A 19,504-nucleotide genomic window follows, 5' to 3' on the forward strand; every position below is an offset into this window, starting at 1 on the left:
GGGTCGGCGAGGGGCGGGGCAAACCGTCCGGTTTGCCGAGCCGGGTGAGCCGCGATACCACGCGGGCGTGGCCTCCGCGTCCGGCATCATCTACGCCTCTTTTGACCGCTTCCCTGCTCCCAAGGGAGCCGCCGTGCACATCCGGGCCTTCGTGGAGGCCTTGGGCGCGGCCTTCGGGGATGTGGACCTGCTGGCACTCCGGGACGGCCCCACCGCGAGCGCGGCCCCGCATCCACTCGTGGAGGGAGTGACGTATCACCCGCTGGACGCGCGGGGTCGGGACCTGGTGGCGCAGGCGCTGTCGTTCCGCACGCACCTGGCGGCGTGGTGGAGGAACAGACCCCGGGCCCAGGTGGTCCACGTGCGCTCCATCTTCGAGGGCTATCCGGTGGCGCGGAGGAAGGAAGCGCTGACGGACGCGCTGGTGTTCGAGGTGAACGGGCTGCCGTCGATTGAGCTGAAGTATCACCACCCGGATGTGGCGGAGGACGCGGAGCTGATGCTCAAGCTGGTGGCGCAGGAGGACGCGTGCATCGCGAGCGCGGATCTGCTGGTGACGCCCAGCGAGGTGACGGCGGAGTACCTGGTGAAGCGGGGCGCGGAGGCGTCACGCGTGCGGGTGATTCCGAACGGCGTGGAGCTGGAGGTGTTTCGTCACGCGCCGCCGCGAGCGCTGGAGCCAGGGCGTCCGGTGCGACTGCTCTATAGCGGGACGATGACGTCCTGGCAGGGAGTGCATCACGCCATCGAAGCGCTGCGACTGTTGCGAGCGGAGCTGCCCGCGGTGCTGACGCTGGTGGGGCCGCTGCGAAAGCACCAGCGGCGGGCGATGCTGGAGCGGTGTGGCGACTTGATGATGGAGGGCGCGGTGGAGCTGCGCGAGGCGATGCCGCAGGACGCGCTGGCGGCGCTGCATCACGAATGCGATGCGGTGCTGGTGCCGTTGCCAGTGAATGACCGCAACTGCGTGCAGGGGTGCTGTCCGCTGAAGCTGTTGGAGGCGATGGCCTCGGGCACGCCGGTCATCGCGTCGAACCTGCCGGTGGTGAGGACGCTCGCGGAACCCGATGAGGTGTTGCTGGTGAGGCCGGGCTCACCGAAGGCCATCGCGGAGGCCGTGAAGGACCTGCGAGCGAATCCCGAGCTCGGGCCCGCGCTCAGCGCGAGAGCCCGCGCCCGAGTGGAACGCGACTTCACCTGGGCACGAGCGCGTGAGGCGCTGGTGGTGTCGTATGAAGAACAGCTCGGGTTGAAGAGGCGCGAGGGCCTGAGTCCCGAAGTTGAACGCAGGTGATCTGTCCGCACGCTTCGGGAAGTACGGCGAGCGTTGCGTGAACCCTCAGCCCACCCTGGGCACCGCGCGAGCCAGCACGCGGCGCAGCACCTCCGCCTCGGCATCGGACTGAAACCGCTCCAGGATGCGCCTGCGCGCGGCGGCGCCAATCGCCGCCCGGTGCTCCGGCGACAGCGACAGCACGTCGAGACACGCCTGCCCCAGATGGTTCAACAGGGCCTTGGACACGAGGAAGCCGTTGCGCTGATGGTCGACGGCCTCGGGAATGCCACCGGCGTCACTGGCGATGACGGGACAGGCACACGACATCGCCTCCAGCAGCGCGTTCGGCATCCCTTCCCAGAGCGACGGCTGGAGATACACGTCGCACAGACGCAGGTGCGCGGCGATGGCCTCGGGTATCTCGAGCGCGCCAGAGACGATGATGCGAGCACCATCCTCGGGATGCTCGGCACGGTAGGCAACAAGGTGCTCCGCGTCGCGAGGACGCACCTCACCGATGACGAGCAGACACGCGGGCCGAGTCCGCCTTACCTCCGACAGCGCGGAGAGCAGGAACGGCAAGCCCTTCTTGTGACGCAGCTCCCCCGAGAACCCGAGCACCGCCTCACCCGGAGCGATGCCGAGCCGCTCGCGCAGCACCGGGTCCGCTGGCCCAGGTGAGAACACCTCGGTGTCGACGGCGTTGGGGATGACCTCCACCTGCCCATCCTTCCCGAGCAACAACCCCATCTTCGTTCCTAGGTCGGCGGAAGCGGCGGTGAGCACATCCGCGCGCTGGAGCGTCCACAGGAGCCGGGCGAAATCCCCGGGAGGAAACATGTGTTGGTCCACGTCATTGCCCCGAGCACTCACCGTGGACGCAATCCCCACCGAGGCGGCGAACACGACGGCGAGGAACCCCGGTGGCGACAGGTAGTGTCCCCACACCAGGTCGTAGCGCCGCTTCGAGTGCAGATAGTCGAGCACGTCCAACGTGTGTTGCATCGACAGGTCGCTGCTTCCGAACAGCCCCAGCCGATGCAACGTGACCCCGCGAGCAAACGGCGTCACCTCGCCCGCATCGTCCAGCGTACTCAACGCTCCAGGAGCCGCCGTGCGTGTCCACGCGAGCACGTCCACCCGAGCCCCCAGTCGAGCCAGTGCGCCAGCGGTGCGAGCGCCACTGCGAGCAAGCCCTCCGATATCGGGCGGGAAGCGTTCAGCGAGGAGAAGGACACGAGGTGAGCCAGCCATGGGACCGAATCTACCCGGACCGGAGCGACCCACCCGACGGGAATCTCACCGAGCCAGCTCTCTCCATTTGACAAACAAAACACCACGACGCGCAAAGCCAGATGATTTCGTTGGACACCCGCGACAAATCAACCACACCATTCAAAGGCCCTCACCCCGTGTGGCAGACCGACTGAGCTCAAACCTTCCCCTGGTTTGAACTGGACCCATTCACCGTGTCGTGGGTGTCGACCCAGCCCCACGCCCCTACGGGAGGTCCGTCCCCCATGCTCCTCGCCCGAGAGGCCGGGCCCTGGAGCGAAACAGGAGCACCTCTTGAGAAGGCAATGCCCGCGGCGGCCAGAAAACCCTTTTGCTCGATACATGGTTCCCCTGCTTCTGGTCGCGATGTCTTGCGGTGACCCCGCGCCCATGTCTGACAATGGGTCCGAGCCGACCACGACCCGTCAGAAGCTGTCGGCACCGGTAAAGGTGGACCGGACCGTGGCGGCGGGTGCCTACCACTCGCTGTTCGTGCAGAAGAATGGCGAGGTCTGGGGCTGGGGACAGAACCTGTCCGGCCAGCTCGGCACGGGGAGTACCAACAGCACGCCAGTGACCAGCCCGACGAAGACCATCGGGCTGGTGTCCATCAAGGCCGTGGCCGCGGGTCAGACGCACTCGCTCGCGCTCGACACGAGCGGACAGGTCTGGGCGTGGGGCAAGAACGACTTCGGGCAGGTGGGCCATGGCACCGCGGGCGGCACGGTGCTCCTGCCCACTCGGGTGGCGGCGCTCTCCGGCATCCAGGCCATCGCGGCGAACGGGAACTTCTCGCTGGCGCTGGGACAGGACGGACGAGTCTGGGCTTGGGGACAGAATGCCTCCGGGCAGGTGGGCAAGGGCACTGCACCCACGAGCGCGGAGCCCACGCCACGTGAGGTGAACAGCCTGCCGACCATTCGAGCCATCGCGGCGGGCCACAACCACGCGCTCGCGTTGGACGCGGACGGCAAGGTGTGGGGTTGGGGGAAGAACGACTTCGGACAGGTGGGCACGGGGAGCGCCACATCCTCCGTCTTGGTGCCGACGCTGGTGGCCAACCTGCCTCGGGTGAAAGCCATCGCGGCGGGCTCGGGCCACTCGCTCGTGATTGACGAGCAGTTCGGCAACGTGTGGGCGTGGGGACAGAACTCGTCAGGCCAGGTGGGGAGCGGGACGCCGGGAGCCACGCCGGTGCTGACACCGACCCCGGTCAACGGGCTGTTCGCGGCGACTCGCGTGAGCGCGGGCCACTCGTTCTCGATGATCATCATGGGCAACGGGCTGGTGAAGACGTGGGGACTCAACGCCTCGGGCCAGTTGGGTCATGGCGTCGCGGGAGGCAACAGCGTGGTCCCCGTGGACGTGGTGGGGATGACAGACGCGACGGCCATCGCGGCGGGCTACCACCATGCCTTGACGGTGCGTCCGGACTGCCCGGTGTGGACGTGGGGCAACAACGGCCAGGGACAGCTCGGCACGGGTACGACGACCACGGCGGCCACGACTGCGCCGGTGGCGAGCCTGGTGCTCAACACGTTCTATTTCGATGGGGACATGGACGGATTTGGGGACGAGTACATCGCCCTGGAATCCTGTACCGCGCCGGATGGCTACGTGGAGGACGTCGACTGTGACGACTTCACGTCGACGACGTTCCCGGGTGCGCCGGAGCAGTGTAACGGGATGGACGACAGCTGTGACGGAGTGGCCGACGAAGGGAACCCGGGCGGAGGCACGACATGCGCCACGGGATTGCTCGGAGTCTGCGCGACAGGCACCACGGCGTGCACCAGCGGCAGCGTGGTGTGCGCGCAGAACCAGTCCGCATCAAACGAGCAGTGCGACAACCTGGACAACGACTGTGACGGAGCGGTGGATGACGGCAACCCCGGTGGACTCCAGGCCTGCGCGACGGGAGACCAGGGCGTGTGCGGCGAGGGCGTGACGTACTGCACCCACGGCGTCATCGACTGCGTGCAGAAGCAGGGTCCGTCGGCGGAGGTCTGCGACGGTGCGGACAATGACTGCGACACGCTGACGGACGAGGGGATGACGTCGACCTGGTACAGGGATGCGGATGGCGACGGCCACGGGAACGGGTCCGTGTCCACACAGGCCTGCACGCGGCCCTCCGGCTACGTGGCGAACACGAGTGACTGCAACGACGCCAACGCGGGCATCTATCCGGGGGCCTTGGAGACCTGCGACAGCGTGGACAACGACTGCAACGGCTCCGTGGACGAGGGCGAGATGTTGACGTGGTACCGCGACGCCGATGGCGACGGCTACGGGAACGCGTCCTTGTCCACACAGGCCTGCACACCACCCTCCGGCTACGTGGCGAACACCAGCGACTGCCATGACAACAACGCCAGCATCCGCCCCAACGCGAGTGAGGTCTGCGATGGCATGGACAACAACTGCAACGGCACCGTGGACGAGGGAGTGATGAAGACCTGGTACCTGGATGCGGACGGCGACGGCTATGGCGCCACGAACTATTATACCGCTCAGAGCTGTGCCCAGCCGGCCGGCTACGCTGCCAACTTCGCGGACTGCAACGACACCATTGGGGCCGTCAACCCAGGCACTGCGGAGCAGTGTGGAGACTTCGTCGACAACAACTGCTCCGGACTCATTGATGAAAATTGCAGTGAAGAGACTTGTTTCTCCCGCGAGACTGCTGACTTCGAGCGCCAGGTCAGCATGCTCCCCTGGCCATGGCCGCCACTGCCCTGTCCCTAGGACCCAGGTTGGTGCCTCGCACACTCAACGTCGAACACGAATGAAGGCTCCTTCCGGGGCGAGTTGACCTCCGCCACCGTCAGGACCGTCCTGTTGGACTTCCGGCCGCTCCGAGCCCCCAACCTCGGAGCGGTGGAGGCCCCCGCGCCCGACTCGGGTCTCTCCGACCCGGGGACCGGCCGGGCCCAAAACTCTCTGTCCGTGAATAAACCCCGCCGCCCCCCGTCCAGGGGCACGGTGGAGCCATCCCCTTAGTACGGCCGGACCCCCAGGCTCCCCCGGAGGCACGTCACACATGCACGCGCGTCGTTGGTGGGCAATCGCGCTCGCGGGAACACTTGCGGGCTGCATCGTGGAGCCCCAGGGTCCCGACTGGGACGACTGGGACGAAGACCCCACCCAGCCCTGGCCCGACCCCACCGAGCCTGACCCCACCCTGCCCGGCGGCCCCGACTTCCAGGTGGAGTCCGTCTCCGGCCCCTCTGCCCTCGGTACGGGAGAGCTGCGCGCCCGGGCGCGCCTCTGCAACGAGGGCGGCGGCGCCGGCTCGACGGAGGCCTCCTTCTTCCTCACCCCCGCCTCGGGTCCAGGCTCGAACGAAATCCTCCTGGCCACCAGCAACCGCCTCTCCCTCCGCTCCGGCGAATGTCGGGAAGTCTCCGCCTCGGTGAACGCACGGTCCGTGCCCGAAGGCAGCTACTTCCTGAGCGCCCGGGTGGACCCGGACGGCGTCGCCACGGAGACCCGCGAGGACAACAACGTCCGTCTCGGCAACACCGTCCGCGTGGACCGCACGCCCCCGGAGACGCCCGCGCCCGCCTGGACGCAGGCTGAAATCGGAAGGCTCCGCCGCCTCACCCTCCACACCGAGTCAGGCGCCACGGTGCGCGTATACGAGGGCCCGAACTGCTACGGACAAGAAGTCGCGAGCACCGTGGCGGGCTCCAACAACTACTGCGAGGTCCCCATCGACGTCCCGACGACGCCCGGAGCCACCTACTCCGCGCGCGCCTATGACGACCTCGGCAATGGCTCGCCCTGCAGCCCCACCGTGGACTACCCCTACGGCGACGGCTCACCAAGGCTCGCCCCGGTGCTGCTCAACACCAACCCGGGCTCGCCCGGGGGCAGCCTCCAGCCCACCTTCAACGGCCGCGCGGAGCCGCGCGTCACCGTGGAGCTCTTCAAGAACGCCACCTGCCAGGGCACCGCGGAGCAGACGCTGACCACGGACGCCGCCGGCTCCTTCTCCGCCCGGTTCAATGTGGCCAAGAACGAGAAGCTGACGGTGTCCGCGCGAGCCAAGGACTCGGGCGGCTACTCCACGCCCTCGCCCTGCTCCAACCCCATGGAGTACGAGAACGACGGCACCCCGCCGGCCCCGCCCCGCGTCACTGACGTGAAGTGGCAGTACCTGAACAGCGGCCGTCAGCTCGTCGTCACGGGCACCGCCGAGCCCCACTCCACCGTGGCCATCTTCATCGACGTCGCGTGCACGGGAACCCCGGCGCGCACGGTGCAAGCGGACGCGGAGGGACGCTTCACCGCCACCGCGCCCTTCAGTGCCGGAGGCAGCCATCGCGTGTTCCTCGCGGCGAAGGACGCCTCGGGCAACGTGTCCACCTGTGCGGAAGGCCCCGCCTACGAGCTGCGCTGCCCGCCGGGCACCGCGGACTGCGACGGCCGCTCCTCCAACGGCTGCGAGGTGGACCTGACGGCGAACCCCAACCACTGCGGCACCTGCGGCAACACCTGCCAGGACGGCCCCTACGCGGACGGCGTCTGCGTGGCGGCCACGTGCGGCACCACCTGCGCACCGGGCTACTACGACTGCGACGGCAAGGCGTCCAACGGCTGCGAGTCTCGCACGGTGTGCCAGCCCACCAACCAGTGCACCATCGACAAGCCGAGCGAGCTGATGATTACGGCGCTGTCCGTCGTCGAAGACCCGGTGCGCACGGCGCCCGGTGGCGCGTGGCACTTCGGCACGGTGATGCGCGAGCTGGCCGGTGGCCAGGACCCGTCGCCGCTGGTGCGTGCGTGGCTGAAGACGTGGCTGGGGAAGCAGAACGTGAACGGCCTGGAGATTCCGCCACGCCCGGAGATGCAGACGCGAGTGCTGGGGCCGTGGGAGGCGCGCAGTGGCGGGCCGTCGGCGCCGCTGGACTTCAACTCGGCGCCATTCCGGCTGCTGGCCATCATCAACCGCATCGACCTGCGCGAGCAGGGCATCCAGGCCGGAGAGGGGCGCTTCGTCTACGGCATCGTGGACCCGAGCGGTGTGCCGCTCGAGTTCACCGTCATCCTGGAGTACGCCCTGCCCGGAACCACGCCGGAGTCCATCCAGCGCTGGGCCACGGACTGGCATGAGCTGGGCACGGTGAAGGTTGGAAACGCGGGCTACAACGCGAAGCTCCAGGCACTCACGGACCGCTTCGCGAAGAGAGGGGTGATGACGGGTCGGCACGAGGGCAGCGCGCTGAACCAGATTCGCACCAATGAAATCGAGCTCGCGGAGCCGTGGGAGATGCGCGAGTTCATCCTCTCTCCGCTCGGCCTGATGCCGGCGACGACGAAGCTGACGCCCGCGATGCACTTCGAGAACACGCAGCTGCTGGCCAGCTTCCTCACGGAGAACAGCGCGGACGTGCTCGCGGAGCGACACGTGGTGCCCGACACCTTCGGGGGCTTCCCGTTCCTCGCGGCCCACTCACTGGTGCCGCTGGACTTCTTCTGGCGCGCGCCGAACGTGTCGAACGAGGTGCGCCACAAGTTCTCCCTCAACACGTGCAGCGGCTGCCACGCGGGTGAGACGCAAACGGAGTTCGTCCACGTGGCGCCTCGCTCACGGGGAGCGACCGCGGCGCTGTCGCCCTACCTGCGAGGCACCACGGTGACGGACCCGATGACGAAGTCGGTGCGCACGTTCGACGACCTCACCCGGCGCGCCGATGACTTGAAGGCGCTGGTGTGCGCGCCGACGGCGGGCCTCAAGTCCGTGGGCCTGGCGCCGTCCAACCTGCCGCCCGCCCGCGTGCACTGAGCGACGCAAGACGTCAGCGGGCCCGGGGAGGAATCCCTCTCCGGGCCTCGTCAGGGTAGGCTTTGGCCATGGCCCTCTCTCCTGACGAATATGCCCGTCGCGATGCCAGCCACGCCCTGCATGCGAAGCTGCACGTCCAGCTCGAGGTAGACCGCGTCAAGCTACCGCCCTTCACCCCGGGCGAGGCCGTGGTGGAAGGACGCATCGCCCGGATATTCCGAGGCAACCCGGCACAGCTCTCCACCCCCGTCTCCTTCGAGGTCCCCTGCTACCGCGAGGGAGACATGCTTCCCCCAAGCGGCATCCGCTGGAAGCTCGTCGAGTACCTGGAGCACGCCCGGTACATTGAAATCTACCTCGACACGAACGCTGTAGGATTCATGGATGCTGGGCCGGGCATCACCGTGATAGAAGCCCTGTCAGACACGCCGCAGTTCGTCTTCAGCGACATCGAAGAAGAGGACGAGTAGCGCCTCACCGGCCGAAGCCACCCAGGGCCGTGCGGCTGAAGCTCGCGGCCCCCTGGCTCACGCGCACCGCGGACTGGCTGAACACCTGGAAGGCCGCGCGAATCTCCTGCGCTGTCTGGCCCGGCGTCAGAATCCATTTGTCCTCGACGCCCATCTCCAGGAACACGCGCCGGAAGTCCGTGCTCCCGTCGTCGATGCCCATCGCCGCGACGATGTGGTTCTCCGCGCGGCGCAAGTCATTCACCACCGCCGCCACGTCCTTCGCCCGGGCGCGGCTGGAGTGCATGTCCGCGCCGTCGGTAATCAGCAGCGTCACCGTGCGCACCGGCACGCCGTTGCCGCTGAACTCCTGGGATTTCGCCAGCACTGTGCCCAGGAGCACCACCGCCTGGTCGTACAGCGGCGTGCCCTGGTCCGCGCTGTAGTTCTTCGAGTGCATCCGCACCACGTCCTCCAGCGGCCGGTAGGGATTGAGGACATGGCCATTCAGGTAGCGTGTGTGGAAGAGGACGCCGTCCTTCTGCTTGCTCGCCAGCAGCGAGTCGAGCACCAGGTTGTGCCCGTCGCACACCGTCTTCGTGTGCCCGCCCGAGGAGATGCTCCCCGAGTCGTCCGGCATCACCGTCACCAGCACCACCTCGCTGGCCTGCACGTCCTCCACGCGCACGCCGAGCCCCGCCTGGATTTGCGCGCCCAGGTCCACCACCGACAGCGCCTGCAACCCCGCGGGGCTCAGCACCCCTTCCGCGTGCGCGTCCTCGAAGAGCTTCGTCACCGCCGTCGGGTGTGCCCACGTCGACTTGCTCGTGCTGCTCATGTCCAGCTCACTTTCTCCCTCGGTCCGAGGGCATGGCTCCGCCCGCGCCGCTCCTCTCGGAGCAAGGTCTGGGCTTCAGGTTCGTGACGAAGGGACTGCTCAGCCGATGCGCAGGTCCGGCCAGCTCGTCAGCGGGTCCGTGGACTTCACCAGGTGCATGCCCGCGTCGGCGAAGCGCTTCAGGGCCGCGTCCGCCTGCGGGGTGAAGTCCGCCGCGAAGCCGCCCTTGCCGTCGGGCACCGTCACCGCGGACATGCAGTCGGTCAACAGATACACCTTGCGAGCCAGCGCCGCGTCCTGCGCGACGATTTCTCCGAGCAAATCGTCAATGGAGCTCTTCACGCAGTGGCTCGCGGCCTGTCCGCCAATCACCACCGCGTCCGCCGTCAGCAGCGTCTTGAGGAACTGGGTGTTGCGCTGTGCCAGGGGCTGGCCGTCATGCCGGTCCATCACCTCCGGCCGCAGCACGGAGTAGTTCTCCGTCAACGGGTTGCCGCCCTTCACCTCTGCCCAGGACTGCATGCCGCGCGCGTACGAGTGGAACAGCCGCGCCTCCTGCACCACGCCGGCCAGCGCGTGTCCGTCGCCGCCCAGGAGGCAGTGCGGCGGCCACAGGTACAGGGTGTACTTCCCCGCGCGCTCCAATTCCTCGCAGTAGTACTTCACCTGCTTGAGCAGCCAGGGGTAGTTGCCGCCGCACAACCACTTCGCCATCGCGGGGTTGGGGCGCGCCTGCCCGCGTTCGATGTGCTCGCGCGTCACCTCGCGGTACGGCGTGAGCGGCTTGTCGTCCTGGTCCACCCAGAAGGACGGGAAGAAAATCTGGTACGCGAAGTGGGTGTCCAGCGTCGCCGTGACGTTCGTCAGCGTGCCCAGGTTCTTGTAGATGAACTCGGCGATTCGGCGACTGTCGTCCACCGCGCCGCGTCCGCTGCGCCCCGCGACGTAGAGCGAGCCCTCCGGGAAGCAGAAGTCCTTCTGCACGTCGATGAGCAACAGGTGCAGGTTGAACCCATCCGCCGCCGCCGAGGTGACTCCATGCGCGCCCCGCCACGCGCCCGCCTCCAACTGGAGCTTCCCCGCATCAGGGCCGTAGCTGTACTGGCCCGCGTGGTCCGCCCGGTAGAAGCCAGGCATCGGAAGTTCCTTCAATTGCCTCTTCATCGCGCTACCCCCTTGTGAAGAACTCAATGTGTCCGCTCACGCCATCCGCAGCGTGGTGAGGTCCTGTCTGCCCACCACCAACAACCCCTGCCGAGTCAGCAGGAGCTGACAACCCGAGTCCACGAAGGGCTCGGCATCCGGAAACTCGCGCGCGGCCTCCAGTCGGCCGTTGCGCGACTCCACGCGGGTGAGGCCCGCATCCGTCGCGCAGAACAGCGCCTCCCCCACCGCGCACCGTCCGCTCCGGAACGCGCCGCCCAGCCACGAGCCATCCCCCGCGTCGGCCACGCCGCTCGCGCGCACCACCCCATCCGAGCCCACCACCACGCAGTGGTGCCGGGTGCGCCCCCCTGCCTCCTCCGCGAGGAACAGCCACGCGAGCGCGCCTTCGAAGACACAGTCCGCGTCCACAAGCTGGCCCGAGGGCCACGGCAACACCAGTCCGTCTCGCAATCCCAGCCGCTCCGCATCGAAGACGAACGCGCCCCGCAGTCCGCCCGCGCGGTGGAAGCCCAGACCGAAGCGGGGGCCCACGAACAAGCGCGTCTGCCCTTCCAGCACGTCGCCGATGCGCTCCTGGCCATGCGCGCCGTCACGCCACAGCCCGCCACCCACCGCCCAGTAGCGATGTCTCCCATTGGCGGCAAAGGCCGGGCGTCCCTCGGGGACATCCACGCTCAGTCGCTCGGGCGCGCGCTCCGGGACGAGCACCGCCACCACACCGTCGCGCGCCACCAGCGTCGCGTCTCCTTGCAGCGACCAGCGCAGGGACGGGTCCAGCGGTCCACGCAGCGCCACGCGTCCATCCTCACGCCGATAGGCTCCGTCCGCGTGGTACAGCCAGCGAGGGACGCCCTCCTCCACGCTCGCTTGCACCAGGACACCACGCGTGGAGAACAGGCGCGTCGCCGTCACCTGACCTCGCGCCGAGGTGACGGGCGTGCTCGCCGCCACCGCGTGGGGTTGACAGGTGGGGCAGGCGCTCCGCGCATGTTCGACGCCGCACGACGCGCAGGCGGTGAAGCGAAGACCCTCCAGCAACTGCAGCGGGAAGACACCACGCAGGTCCTCCACGAAGACGCGGTGCAGGTGGTGGAGCATGTCATCCGGCAGCGTGCGCAGCGGGAGCGCGGGCTTCGGATACTGCACGTCGGGATGAAAGACAGTGATGCGCTGGAGCAGCCGACCCGCCGGAGTCGTCCGCGCCGCCGGGGACTTCGCCCGGTGCACGCCGCCGTGAGGCCCCACGCACAGGAGCGACTGCATCGCGGCCACGGTGAAGCCATACCAATCACTCGCATCCGAGGCGGGCTTCGTCGGGACGAGGCTCGTCGCACCACCCAGGCGCACCGGGTCGAGGAAGCGCTCGGTGAACACCGAGCACAGGAAGCCTCCGAACTGGAAGCTGTCCGCGTCGATGAGGTGCGCGTCCGCCGTCCCCGTCACCAGCACGTTCAAGTCATTGAAGTCGCCCACCACCACGCCCGAGGCATGCACCCCGGCGAGCGTCCGATGCAGCCCACACAGCACCTCCACCACACGCGCCGACGTGGCGCCGACGCGGCGGAACGAGGGCTCGCCAAAGCGCCGCAGGGACTCCACGCCGTCCAGCTTGCGCATGGCGTAGCCCAGCACCGTCTTTCCCGTCGGGTCCGTGGCGAGCGCCTGCGGCGTCACCACCCGCGCCGGCAGGTTCGTGGGAAAGGCGCGCAGCTTGCGCTGATGCTCATCCAGACGAGCCCGGGCGGCGGCCTGTTCGACGGCGAGCCCCGTGTAGTCCGGGTGCTCGGGCTGCTTGAACACCTTGAGCGCGCGGCCCTTGCCCAGGTCGAACACATCCGCCTCGCCGCCCTTGCCCAGCGCCTTCGCGGGATTGAGCCGCACCTTCTTGCCTTCGAGCCAGATATCCATGGCCTCACGCCCTCCCCATGCGGCGACGCAGCACCACCATCGTCGTGTCGTCCGCGAGCAGGCCCGGCGTGCGCTCCAGTCGCCGCGCCTCGAAGTCGGCGCGCACGTGCTCGCGGTTGAGCATCGCCAGCCTGCGCCGCAGCGCATCCGGGTTCGCGAAGTAGCGGTCCTCCGTCCAGAACCGCGACAGCTCCCCCACCCGCTCGTCGCTCCCGGGAAGGCGCGCCTCCGTCAGCTTCGCCAGGTCCGAGACGCCATCCGTCCCGAGCATCAGCACCTGCACGTCCCGCGTCGGCACCAGGGCATGGGCAACGAGCGGCGTCTGCGCTCCGCCCGACAAGGCATACGCGAGGTAGGGCGGCGCGTTGTTCGCAAAGGGCCCCAGCACCTGTACCTCGCCGTTGAGGCACCACACCCCATCCCCCGCGGAGAAGACGAGCGTGTGAGAGGGCGTCAGCACCGCGCCCACCACCGTGAAGAGGAAGTCCCCCATGGTGTCGCGGCCCAGCTCCCCCCGGAGCTCGCTCAGCAGACACAGCACGTCCTCTCGCAGCCCGGGAAGGAACCCGGCTTCATCCACACGCCCGTCTTCGGCCAATCGCACCAGCGCCGCCTGCGCCACCCGCCGCACGCCGAGCTGCGCGCCCAGCTCACTGCACGACTGGCTTCCACAGCCATCCGCCACCACCGCCACCAGCCCGTGCTCACTGGCCCGCACGCACCAGGCATCCTGGTTGTTGCGCCCCGCCCTCGCGTGCTCCCGGCCCTGCACGGAGGCGGCGGCGACATCGAAGGGCAGCGAGGACATGGCTCTCCCGTGGCCCGCGAACGGGCTCGGCACGGCGAAGGTGCTGCGAGGTGACGCGCCTCGTCCCTCGGGCTCCCCGAGAGCGGCGGCCTCCCACTCCTCGGAAGAGGGACTCCACGGGCCGCGCCTCTCCTCTGGTGGCGACGTCCCGCGGAGCCTTGCTCCGAGTTAGTGTATCTACAACACCAACATAGTGTCCGAACGACACTGTGTCAATGCAATCGAAGGCCACCCTGGAGGACAGGGCCTGGGTGCGCGGGTGGACAGCGAGGCGTCAGAGCTCGAAGTTGAAGCCAGCCTTCTCGAGCTGGCGGTACTTCTTGTGGTCGAACCGGTAGAGGCGCGCGGCGCGATGGGAGACGTCCTGCTCCACCTCGTCCAGCTCCTCCAGCAGGTCCATGGCCAGGATTTTCTTGCGGAAGTTGCGCTTGTCGAGGTCGCGCTCCAACACGACTTCGTACAGGCGCTGGAGCTGGGTGAGGGTGAACTTGGGCGGCAGCAGCTCGAAGCCGATGGGCTGGTAGCGCACCTTGCCCTTGAGGCGCTGCAGCGCGGTGTTGAGGATGTCCGCGTGGTCGAACGCCAGCTTGGGCGTATCCCACACGGAGAACCACGCGGCCTCGCGGGCGTCGGTGGCGGCGCGCAGCACGTGGGCGCTGAGCTTCACCAGCGCGAAGTACGCCACGGTGATGACCCGGCCCCGAGGGTCCCTGTCGGGCTCGCCAAACGTATAGAGCTGCTCCAGGTGCCCGGGGCGCAGGCCGGACTCCTCTTCCAGCTCGCGCCGGGCGGCGGCCTCGAGCGACTCGTCCATCTTCACGAAGCCGCCCGGCAGCGCCCAGCGTCCCTCGAAGGGCTCCACCCCGCGCTGGATGAGCAGCACCTTCAGGTCATCGTCGTCCAGGCCGAAGACGACGCAGTCCACCGTCAACGAAGGTCTCGGGTACTCGTAGGTGTAGCTCACGGCGCACCGGCATAGTGTCCGGAGCACACCCGAGTCAACGAGGGGGCTGCCCGCTACACGTCGACCATGCGGGACAGCTTGCGCCAGTCGACGAGTTGGACGCTCTCCCCGGCCAGGTCGAACTCCACCGAGCGCCGCAGGCCGATGACGTCGCCGCCCATCTGGAAGGGCACGTCGCGGTCGAAGTCCATGCGCACGCGCTGGACGAACCAGTCATTCATGTGCGGCAGCGGGTGCTCGCCGCGCCACAGCTTGAACATGTTGCGCGTGGCCTCCAGCACGCCGGCGCCATAGACGCGCACGGAGAGCCGGTTCGGCACGCTCTGGGCGAAGGGGAAGGCCTTGAAGCCGAAGCCCCACTCGGGCGTCGTGGCGGCGCCGGCCACGCCCGCGGGCCCCTCGTACAGGAGCGCGCCCTTTTCGCCGCCGGGCACCGGAATCACGTTGCCGCGAGCGTCCACGGTGAGGGCGGGCTCGCCCACGTTGTAGACGGCCACCCGGGGGTTGCCGGAGCCGAACATGTGCCGAGGCACCGTCCGGGTGAACATGGCGGTGAGGTAGCCGCGCAGGCCGGCCTGCTGGCTGCGCAGCGGACCCGCGGCGGCGAGCTGATCCTTGAAGTCCTGAATCATCTCCGCGTCCCAGCCCGTGCCGGCGAAGGGGGCCACCTTGCCCTCCACGCGCACCAGGGAGAAGGGGCGCGTGGGCGGCAGGACTTCGCGCATGGCGGCGATCTGCTTGAGCGCCACCGCGGGACGGGGGGCGCCGGTGACGCGCGCCCAGGCGTTGCCGGTGCCCATGGGGAGCACGCCGATGGCCGGCAGGGCCACGCCCGCCGCGCGCAGCTCGTTGAGCAGGCCGGTGATGGTGCCGTCACCCCCTCCGGCCAGCAGGAGGGAGGGAGGATTGGGCCGCAGCTCGGAAATCCAGTGACGGGCCTCTTCGAGCGAGCGGGTGAGCGCCAGGCGAGCCTTCGGGAGGAAGCGCTGCACCAGGCCGCCGACTCCCTCGGAGCCCCGGCGTGCGCGCAGATTGACGAGGACGGCGATGTCGGTCATGGCGGCGGGACTTTCCCTGGGCCGTGTCATGGCCCGGTCACGGGCCCGCGATGGACCTGGCCCGTGACGACAATGTGCGTCTCACACCCCGAGTGCGTGGGCGACACGTGCTCCAAGCCGCCCTCTGACCTCCCTCCGCCTCAAGAGTGCGGCAGTGGCGAGCAGTCCCCCAGCGAAGAGCAGGCGGCGCAGGGCTTGCTTGCTTCGAGAGTGATAGCCGCCGGACGTGGCGGTGCCCTCGGACATGGGGTGGAAGAGGCTGCCGGGGGTGGCGCCCTGGCGTTCGTCCTCGAAGTGAAGGGCCTCGGTGGCGCCGTTCATGGTGCGCTCGAAGGTGCGAGGCACCAGGCCATGCATGGCGGCGAAGGCGCGGGCGGCGGGGCCGACGAGGACCTCGGGGCGGGGTTGGCGCAGGACGCGGAGGATGGCGCGGGCAACGCGCTCGGGGGTGTAGACGGGTTCGACGGGGCGCACGCGCCAGCCGGTGTAGTTGGCGGTGTGGTGCCACAGGGGGGTGTCGATGGCGGCGGGCATCACGGTGCACACGTGGATGCCGGTATCGAGGAGCTCCTGGCGGACGGAGGCGGTGAAGCCTCGCACGGCGTGTTTGGAGGCGACGTAGGCGCTGACATAGGGCGCGGTGACGGAGCCGAAGGATGAGGAGACATTGACGAGGGTGCCGTACCCCTGGCGGCGGAACTGCGTCACGGCGGCGCGGGTGCCGCTGACGGTGCCAAAGAAGTTGGTCTCCATGAGCTGGCGGAAGGCGTCGTCGGGGGTCTCCTCCAGGCTGCCCATGAGGTAGACGCCGGCGTTGTTGATCCACGCGTCGAAGCGGCCGAAGGCTCGCACGGCCTCCTGGGCGAGCGCCTGGACGGAGGCGGAATCCGAGACATCGGTGGGGACGGCGACGGCGCGGACGCCGAGGGCAACGCACTCACGAGAGAGGTCCTCGAGCGGCTCCTCGCGGCGGGCGGCGAGCACGAGGTGGGCGCCCTTCTTGGCGAGGGCGAGCGCGGTGGCGCGGCCGATGCCGCTGGACGCTCCGGTGATGACGACGACGCGGTTCTTCCATGCACGCTTCATGTTCCCTGGCCTCCGTGGGGCGAGAGCAGGCGCACGGGTGGCACGCCTGACCCGTCGAAGATGGGGATGAAGGTGGGCTATGCCCCGTGCCCCCGGGGGCTCCCCCGGAGAGCGGGCGGCGGAGCGGTTCCGGAGCACGGACGGGTGTCCAGCGCCGGGACGGAGCTTTCTTGGTTCTACCCGAAGTGGAACGGCTCCGAGCCGGTGGGTCCGGGCCTGAAAGCAAGGGGTTGGGGTGGTTTGGAGGAAGCGGGAGAGGGCTGTTATGGGCAGACGGATGTCAGGTGCACAACGGAACACGGCCTGCACTGACACCACGCGATGAGCTCTCCAAGACCTGTCCTGCTGCCCTGGGTGGTTGCCGTCCTCCTGTCCGCGCCGGCCTGTATCGACGTGCCGGGCATCACTCCCGTCCAGGGCGAGGTGCGCATCCGCACGCCCGAGGGGACGGCCTATACGAAGGGAGTCCTGGACATCGGCCTGGAGGTGACGGGGCACCGCCCGGACCGGGTGGAGCTGCTCCGGGACGGGGAGGTGCTGGCAGTGCTGGAGTCGCCGTACACCTATGCGTGGGACACGACGGGGGAGACGGAGGGCGAACACCGGTTGAGGGCACGGGTGGTGTTCGGGGAGACGGTGTTCGCAGGGGAGGAGCGCGTGGTGGTGGTGGACCGCACGGCGCCACAGGTGGTGTCGCGGGCCCCGGAGCCGGGGGCCCAGGATGTGTGGGTGAAGAGCCCCATCCAGGCCGTGTTCTCCGAGCCCGTGAAGTCGAGCACCGTGACGAACGCCTCCGTGCGACTCACCGTGGGCGGCGTGGAGGTGGCCCGGACGGTGTCACTGTCAGCGGATGGGAAGACGATGACGGTGGTGCCGGGGGCCCCCATCTCGGCCCCCAGCTCGGTGGCGATTGCGCTCACCTCGGCGGTGACGGATCTGGCGGGAAATGGCCTGGAAGTTCCCGCGGGTACGTGGGACTGGGAGCACCCCACTGTGCTGTTCGCGCCTGCTGGGCCTGTCTTTGCCAAGGACTCGGGGAGCATTGATTCCTATCGCTATGCGTTCGGCGCAGACAAGCAAGGGAACTCCCTCATCGTCCAAGCTGAGAAATTCCTGGGGTACACTCAACTGCGAGTCTATGGCAGTGCTGATAGCAAATGGACGGAACTGGGGAGGGGATTGGAAGCAAGAACATCCGGATTCGAGCCTTACAATCCGACCCTTAGGTTCGACCCCATTGATGACTCGCCTGTTATCGCCTGGCATGAAGGAAACGGCAGCAACGAGTCCGAGCGCATCTACGTCGCGCGCTGGATGGGAAATCAATGGGACTACCTAGGGGGAGCGACGGGCATCCTCCCATCCCACCCCGACAGTCTTTACCCAGTCATGGATTTGGATGCGACAGGAAAACCGCTCGTTGCATTCTACTCCGACGCCGAGAAGGACACCTACAGCTACCGCTGGACGGGCACGGCGTGGGAAGGAGTTGGGGACAGTATTAACCTGGCGCTCGGAATGACCTCGAGCTACCCGCTCGACATCAGCTCCGGATCTTCTGAATCACTGTTTCTATGGGTGTCAGGGACGACGACAGACGGGACACCGAAGCTATCTGTCGTTCAATGGGATGGCTCCACGTGGAAGCCTCTTCGTGGAACTCAACCTCCGGTCGAGGTTCCCAACACCACCTCAGTCGTTCGAGGCCTACGCCTCTTCGTTTCCCCGGAGGGCAGCCCGATTCTGACCTGGCTCGAAAAAGTGGGTAACAGCTACTCTCAGGCGCGTTCATACGTCTGGCAGAGTAATGAGTGGAAGGTCTACTGCCCGTCGCTCAAGCCATCCCCTGAGAGCCACTCTGAGCAGACGCGCCTCGAAATCGACAACTCTGGGACGTTGTGGATGGTCTGGGCGAAGCAAGGAGACACGGTCTTCCACATCGAGCAATGCACGTCTGGCCTATGGTCTCACTTCGCCAGCAGCTCGACCGCCCCCCATCCCATTCCGACCGCGACATACTCGACCTTTACCCCCTCACCACACACCAACGGCATCCAAGTCGTCACCACCCTTCCCGAGGGTGGAACGCTGGTCGTTCACTCACACCTCAATCGCTAGAATCGACCATGTCCCCACCTCGTCGCTCTGCCCCCATACTCTCCAGGAAGAGTTCCATGCGGTCCGCATTATTCGTCCTGAGTTGCGTTCTTCCCATCACCTCATTCTCAGCCCCCCGGCGAATGGTCGTTGCGATTGGCGACTGCAAGGGCGCCGTCATGGGCGGCCGGACGTCAGGCGAGCAGTGGAACACGTACTGCATTGACGCCACGCGATGAGCTCTCCAAGACCTGTCCTGCTGCCCTGGGTGGTTGCCGGCCTCCTGTCCGCGACAGCCTGTATCGACGTGCCTGACATCACTCCCGTCCAGGGCGAGGTGCGCATCCGCACGCCTGGGGGGACGGCCTATACGAAGGGGGTCCTGGACATCGGACTGGAGGTGACGGGACACCGTCCGGACCGGGTGGAGTTGCTCCGGGCTGGGGAGGTGATGGCAGTGCTGAAGTCTCCGTACACCTATGCGTGGGACACGACGGGGGAAACGGAGGGCGAGCACCGGTTGGGTGCGCGGGTGGTGTTCGGGGAGACGGTGTTCACGGGGCAGGAACGCGTGGTGGTGGTGGACCGCACGGCGCCGCAGGTGGTGTCGCGGGCGCCGGAGCCGGGGGCACAGGATGTGTGGGTGAAGAGCCCCATCCAGGCGTAACCGTTCAGGGGTGGTGTTGAGGCCGTCGTCGCGGTGTGCAACCCGTGGCGGATGCAAACGAAACCCACTGCGACGCTGGAATCGAAGATTGAACGACTGGTCCACGAGCACCTGGTGGAG

At 68.0% G+C, this 19,504-nt stretch carries 14 protein-coding genes; 6 read left to right on the plus strand and 8 right to left on the minus strand.

The genetic code is table 11. From position 1 onward, the window contains the following. Positions 1 to 67: 67 nt before the first annotated feature. Positions 68 to 1,294, plus strand: coding sequence for a glycosyltransferase family 4 protein (locus LZ199_RS39350; RefSeq protein WP_253998945.1), 1,227 nt, complete (start codon positions 68 to 70; stop codon positions 1,292 to 1,294). A 45-nt stretch (positions 1,295 to 1,339) separates the two neighbouring features. On the opposite strand, the gene LZ199_RS39355 is transcribed toward LZ199_RS39350, so the two are convergent. Next, on the minus strand, positions 1,340 to 2,530 hold the full coding sequence (locus LZ199_RS39355; RefSeq protein WP_253998946.1) for a glycosyltransferase: 1,191 nt from the start codon (positions 2,528 to 2,530) through the stop codon (positions 1,340 to 1,342). 411 nt (positions 2,531 to 2,941) lie between these two features. Between LZ199_RS39355 and LZ199_RS39360 the strand changes: the two genes are divergently transcribed. From LZ199_RS39360 to LZ199_RS39370, 3 genes are all read left to right on the plus strand, one after another. Further along, the gene (locus LZ199_RS39360; protein ID WP_253998947.1) at positions 2,942 to 5,299 is read left to right on the plus strand and encodes an RCC1 domain-containing protein; all 2,358 of its coding nucleotides are present in this window, start codon (positions 2,942 to 2,944) and stop codon (positions 5,297 to 5,299) included. A 295-nt stretch (positions 5,300 to 5,594) separates the two neighbouring features. Next, positions 5,595 to 8,342, plus strand: a complete 2,748-nt coding sequence (locus LZ199_RS39365) for a CARDB domain-containing protein (protein WP_253998948.1) — start codon at positions 5,595 to 5,597, stop codon at positions 8,340 to 8,342. A gap of 68 nt (positions 8,343 to 8,410) precedes the next feature. After that, positions 8,411 to 8,812, plus strand: a complete 402-nt coding sequence (locus LZ199_RS39370; protein ID WP_253998949.1) for a hypothetical protein — start codon at positions 8,411 to 8,413, stop codon at positions 8,810 to 8,812. Positions 8,813 to 8,816: 4 nt separating this feature from the next. On the opposite strand, the gene LZ199_RS39375 is transcribed toward LZ199_RS39370, so the two are convergent. From LZ199_RS39375 to LZ199_RS39405, 7 genes are all read right to left on the minus strand, one after another. After that, positions 8,817 to 9,629 (minus strand): hypothetical protein, encoded by an 813-nt coding sequence (locus LZ199_RS39375; RefSeq protein ID WP_253998950.1) that lies wholly within the window; start codon positions 9,627 to 9,629, stop codon positions 8,817 to 8,819. A 99-nt stretch (positions 9,630 to 9,728) separates the two neighbouring features. After that, positions 9,729 to 10,793 (minus strand): cysteine hydrolase family protein, encoded by a 1,065-nt coding sequence (locus tag LZ199_RS39380; RefSeq protein ID WP_253998951.1) that lies wholly within the window; start codon positions 10,791 to 10,793, stop codon positions 9,729 to 9,731. A gap of 36 nt (positions 10,794 to 10,829) precedes the next feature. Then, the gene (locus LZ199_RS39385) at positions 10,830 to 12,704 is read right to left on the minus strand and encodes a hypothetical protein (RefSeq protein ID WP_253998952.1); all 1,875 of its coding nucleotides are present in this window, start codon (positions 12,702 to 12,704) and stop codon (positions 10,830 to 10,832) included. 4 nt (positions 12,705 to 12,708) lie between these two features. After that, positions 12,709 to 13,512, minus strand: a complete 804-nt coding sequence (locus LZ199_RS39390; RefSeq protein WP_253998953.1) for a protein phosphatase 2C domain-containing protein — start codon at positions 13,510 to 13,512, stop codon at positions 12,709 to 12,711. Between the two features lie 274 nt (positions 13,513 to 13,786). Then, positions 13,787 to 14,476, minus strand: a complete 690-nt coding sequence (locus LZ199_RS39395) for an NUDIX hydrolase (RefSeq protein WP_253998954.1) — start codon at positions 14,474 to 14,476, stop codon at positions 13,787 to 13,789. Between the two features lie 53 nt (positions 14,477 to 14,529). After that, positions 14,530 to 15,534 carry a diacylglycerol/lipid kinase family protein gene (locus tag LZ199_RS39400; protein WP_253998955.1) on the minus strand — a complete coding sequence of 335 codons (1,005 nt, stop codon included), beginning with the start codon at positions 15,532 to 15,534 and terminating at the stop codon, positions 14,530 to 14,532. An 81-nt stretch (positions 15,535 to 15,615) separates the two neighbouring features. Beyond that, positions 15,616 to 16,620, minus strand: coding sequence for an SDR family NAD(P)-dependent oxidoreductase (locus LZ199_RS39405; protein WP_253998956.1), 1,005 nt, complete (start codon positions 16,618 to 16,620; stop codon positions 15,616 to 15,618). Positions 16,621 to 16,974: 354 nt separating this feature from the next. On the opposite strand from LZ199_RS39405, the gene LZ199_RS39410 reads away from it, so the two are divergent. Then, positions 16,975 to 18,738, plus strand: a complete 1,764-nt coding sequence (locus LZ199_RS39410; protein ID WP_253998957.1) for an Ig-like domain-containing protein — start codon at positions 16,975 to 16,977, stop codon at positions 18,736 to 18,738. A 214-nt stretch (positions 18,739 to 18,952) separates the two neighbouring features. Beyond that, positions 18,953 to 19,384 carry a hypothetical protein gene (locus tag LZ199_RS39415; RefSeq protein WP_253998958.1) on the plus strand — a complete coding sequence of 144 codons (432 nt, stop codon included), beginning with the start codon at positions 18,953 to 18,955 and terminating at the stop codon, positions 19,382 to 19,384. The last annotated feature ends 120 nt before the right edge of the window (positions 19,385 to 19,504 follow it).

The organism is Myxococcus qinghaiensis, assembly GCF_024198215.1.
GTDB classification, from domain to species: domain Bacteria; phylum Myxococcota; class Myxococcia; order Myxococcales; family Myxococcaceae; genus Myxococcus; species Myxococcus qinghaiensis.